At 61.5% G+C, this 4304-nt stretch carries 4 protein-coding genes; 1 reads left to right on the top strand and 3 read right to left on the bottom strand.

The genetic code is table 11. From position 1 onward, the window contains the following. Nucleotides 1-150: 150 nt before the first annotated feature. The 3 genes from ccoM to KVQ74_RS29135 all read right to left on the bottom strand — a co-directional run bounded on the left by ccoM (nucleotide 151) and on the right by KVQ74_RS29135 (nucleotide 1075). Entirely contained in the window at nucleotides 151-264 is a 114-nt protein-coding gene (gene ccoM, locus KVQ74_RS29485) for a cytochrome c oxidase subunit CcoM (protein ID WP_279309461.1), read from the bottom strand. Nucleotides 265-409: 145 nt separating this feature from the next. Next, nucleotides 410-571: a hypothetical protein gene (locus KVQ74_RS29140; RefSeq protein ID WP_217834820.1), complete on the bottom strand. Its 162-nt coding sequence runs from the start codon at nucleotides 569-571 to the stop codon at nucleotides 410-412. A gap of 162 nt (nucleotides 572-733) precedes the next feature. After that, nucleotides 734-1075 (bottom strand): aspartate-semialdehyde dehydrogenase, encoded by a 342-nt coding sequence (locus tag KVQ74_RS29135; protein ID WP_217834819.1) that lies wholly within the window; start codon nucleotides 1073-1075, stop codon nucleotides 734-736. 242 nt (nucleotides 1076-1317) lie between these two features. On the opposite strand from KVQ74_RS29135, the gene rapA reads away from it, so the two are divergent. Further along, a complete protein-coding gene (rapA, locus tag KVQ74_RS29130) occupies nucleotides 1318-4164 on the top strand; it encodes an RNA polymerase-associated protein RapA (protein ID WP_217834818.1) in 2847 nt (948 codons plus the stop codon). The last annotated feature ends 140 nt before the right edge of the window (nucleotides 4165-4304 follow it).

Below are 4304 nucleotides of genomic sequence, written 5' to 3'. Positions count from 1 at the left end.
AACCCTAAGAAGCCGTTACCGCAGCAACGGATATGCACACCAAACACCCAAAACCTGGTCGGCCCAAAGGCCGCCAAGGAGCAAAAAAAAAGGGCAACCGAAGTCGCCCAAAATGCCTTGCGTGCTCATCAAATCCAAAAAGACCCGCGCTTACTTCTTGCGCTTATTCGCATCCTTCCAGATAAAAATTCCAAACCCTGCAAAAAACACAACCATGAGGCCGACTGTCAGCACTCCGGCGAACACCACGTTATCGAAAAACATGACTGGCCTCCTGGACTTGCCCTGTTGCGATGGAGCTAAGTTAACCAATCGGGCAGGCGCAGAAATTGACCGGGATCAACTCCGGTCACGACGCGGGGAAAAGGAGGGGAAATAACTGACCTGCATCAACGGATGCAGGGGGGGATCAACGCTTTTTCGGTTTGTTTTTCGGCTTTTTCCGGGTTTTACCCAACGGCATCGCCTGCTCGAATGCCTGGCGCACCTCGTTCAGACGCTTCTCGTTGAGGTCATGAACCCGCTTGGCGCGTTCGGTATTGAGGTCGATCAGTTTGTCGTCTTGGCTCATGGCACAGTGCATCGCTGGATAAGAATCACAACTGCCGGTTCAGCGGCAGGACTGAGCCAATAATGCGGCCTGGCGGCGGCGCTGACCAGCCATCGCTACCCGGCCACCCGACAATTGATGTGCCGTGCGACGGTTTTTCCCGCCACTGAACGGGAGCCACCCTCAGATTTCGATGTCGACCCACAACCCCTGACGCGGCTGATCCTCCATCAGCGGCACCACCGGCACGGTGTTGTCGGCATTGAGTTCCGTGCCCGGTACGGCCAGATGTTCCTCCGGATCGTTATCGGCTTCGCGCCGACGACGGTCGCGCTCCTGCTGGCGGCGCTGCTCTTCGCGCAGCAGATAGCCGTCCTCTTCCGGATCGCGCTTTTGCAGATCGATCGTGCTTTCGTTGGAGCTTTCCTGCACCGGCACCACGGGGGGAATGTCCGGTCGCTGGCGGATCGGATCCTGCTGGGAGGTGATCGGCACGGCGCTCAGGGGGAGCATCGGTGGCAGCATATATAGGGTCTCCTGTCAGCAGGCTATCGGCTTGGGCAGTGACGGCTTGAGCCACCGGTCGCAAACTTGTGACCGGATTAACACTCACCGGTGCCATATCCCTGTGCAAAAAACGACAAATGACCGCGTTGGCTTCCTCTTGCCGCCTGAAGCTAAAAGTGCCGCCGCTGCTCCTATTCCTTTCGCCTCAGGCCCTCATTCCGTTAAGATAGCCCGCTTTTTCAAGGTGGGAGTCAGGCAGCATGGCGCAGCAGTATCAACCGGGGCAACGCTGGATCAGTGACAGCGAAGCAGAGCTTGGTTTAGGCACCGTTCTGGCACAGGACGGCCGCTTGTTGACCGTGCTTTACCCGGCCACTGGCGAAACCCGCCAGTACGCGCTACGGAATGCGCCCCTCACCCGCGTGCGATTCTCGCCGGGTGACAGCATTACCCACTTCGAAGGCTGGAAGATGACCGTGCAGCAAGTCGACGACGTCGACGGCCTGATGGTCTATCACGGTCTCAACGGGCAGAACGAACCGGTTACCCTGCCGGAAACCCAACTGTCGAACTTCATTCAGTTCCGTCTGGCCAGCGATCGCCTGTTCGCCGGGCAGATCGACCCGCTGTCCTGGTTCTCCCTGCGCTACAACACCCTGGAACACACCAGCCGCCAGTTGCAATCCTCGCTCTGGGGTCTGGGCGGCGTGCGCGCGCAACCGATCGCTCACCAGTTGCACATTGCCCGTGAAGTCGCCGACCGTATCGCGCCACGGGTTCTGCTGGCGGACGAAGTGGGTCTGGGCAAGACCATCGAAGCCGGCCTGGTGATCCATCGCCAACTGCTGTCAGGTCGCGCCAGCCGCGTGCTGATCCTCGTCCCGGAAAACCTCCAGCACCAGTGGCTGGTGGAAATGCGTCGCCGCTTCAACCTGCAAGTCGCGCTGTTCGACGAAGAACGCTTCATCGAAAGCGATGCCAGCAACCCGTTCGAAGACACCCAACTGGCGCTGGTTGCGCTGGAGTGGCTGGTCGACGATGAAAAAGCCCAGGACGCCCTGTTCGCCGCCGGCTGGGATCTGCTGGTGGTCGACGAAGCGCACCACCTGGTATGGCATGAAGAGAACGTCAGCCCGGAATACACCCTGGTCGAGCAACTTGCTGAAACGATCCCGGGCGTGCTGCTGCTTACCGCGACACCTGAACAACTCGGCCAGGACAGCCACTTCGCCCGTCTGCGCCTGCTCGACCCGAACCGCTTCCATGACCTGGCCGCGTTCCGCGCCGAAAGCGAGAACTATCGCCCGGTGGCCGAAGCCGTGCAGGAACTGCTGGATCAGGGCCGTCTGTCGCCGCAAGCGCACAAGACCATCCATGGTTTCCTCGGCAACGAAGGCGAAGCCTTGCTGACCGCCGTCAACGATGGCGACACCGAAGCCAGCGCCCGCCTCGTGCGCGAACTGCTTGACCGCCACGGCACCGGCCGCGTGCTGTTCCGCAACACCCGCGCCGCCGTGCAGGGTTTCCCGGAGCGCAAACTGCACCCGTACCCGCTGCCGTGCCCGGACGAATACCTCGAGCTGCCGCTGGGCGAACACGCCGAGCTGTACCCGGAAGTCAGCTTCCAGGCACAGCCGGATGCCAGCGAAGAAGAACGCTGGTGGAAATTCGACCCACGCGTCGAGTGGCTGATCGATCAACTGAAGATGCTCAAGCGCACCAAAGTGCTGGTGATCTGCGCCCACGCCGAAACCGCGATGGATCTGGAAGACGCCCTGCGCGTGCGTTCCGGCATCCCGGCGACCGTGTTCCATGAAGGCATGAACATCCTCGAGCGTGACCGCGCCGCTGCGTACTTCGCCGATGAAGAGTTCGGCGCGCAGGTGCTGATCTGCTCGGAAATCGGCAGTGAAGGCCGCAACTTCCAGTTCGCCCACCATCTGGTGCTGTTCGATCTGCCGTCGCACCCGGACCTGCTGGAGCAGCGGATCGGCCGTCTCGACCGGATCGGCCAGAAGCACGTCATCGAACTGCACGTGCCGTACCTGGAAACCAGCCCGCAAGAGCGTCTGTTCCAGTGGTATCACGAAGCGTTGAACGCGTTCCTCAACACCTGCCCGACCGGCAACGCCCTGCAACATCAGTTCGGCCCGCGCCTGCTGCCGCTGCTGGAAGAGGCCGACGACGGCCAGTGGCAAGCGCTGATCGACGAGGCGCGCACCGAGCGCGAACGTCTGGAAGCCGAGCTGCACACCGGTCGCGACCGTCTGCTGGAACTGAACTCCGGCGGCGCCGGCGAAGGTGACGCGCTGGTCGAGGCGATCCTCGAGCAAGACGATCAGTTCGCCCTGCCGATCTACATGGAAACCCTGTTCGATGCGTTCGGCATCGACAGCGAAGACCATTCGGAAAACGCCCTGATCCTCAAGCCGAGCGAGAAAATGCTCGACGCCAGTTTCCCGCTGGGCGACGACGAAGGCGTGACCATCACCTACGACCGTAACCAGGCGCTGTCACGCGAAGACATGCAGTTCATCACCTGGGAACACCCGATGGTGCAGGGCGGCATGGACCTGGTGCTGTCCGGCTCGATGGGCAACACCGCCGTCGCGTTGATCAAGAACAAGGCGCTCAAGCCTGGCACCGTGCTGCTGGAACTGCTCTACGTCAGCGAAGTGGTTGCCCCGCGTTCGCTGCAATTGGGCCGCTACCTGCCACCGGCCGCCCTGCGCTGCCTGCTCGATACCAACGGCAACGACCTGTCGCCGCGCGTGGCGTTCGAGACGCTGAACGATCAACTGGAAAGCGTGCCGCGCGCCAGTGCCAACAAGTTCATCCAGGCTCAGCGCGATCAACTGACGCCACGGATCAACGCCGGCGAAGAGAAAGTCACTCCGCGTCATGCCGAGCGTGTGGCCGAGGCTCGCCGTCGTCTGGCGGCTGACACTGACGAAGAGTTGGCGCGTCTGACTGCGTTGCAGGCGGTCAATCCGACGGTGCGTGACAGTGAGCTGGTTGCGCTGCGTGAACAGCGTGAGCAGGGGTTGGCGATGCTCGACAAGGCGGCTTTGCGGCTGGAGGCGATTCGGGTGTTGGTGGCGGGCTGAGTTTTTTGTTCTGCTGATTCCCCGATTCGGAGGCCCACAGTGATGTGGGCCTTTTTTGTTTGGCCTTGGCGGCCTTTGGGCCGGCCAGGTTTTGGGTGTTGGGTGTACATATCCGTTGCTGCGGTAACGGCTTCTTAGGG

It is taken from the genome of Pseudomonas botevensis, from assembly GCF_019145475.1.
Classification (GTDB): domain Bacteria; phylum Pseudomonadota; class Gammaproteobacteria; order Pseudomonadales; family Pseudomonadaceae; genus Aquipseudomonas; species Aquipseudomonas botevensis.
The sequence above is the reverse complement of the archived record's forward strand: the minus strand, read 5'-3'. Positions and strand labels throughout refer to the sequence as shown.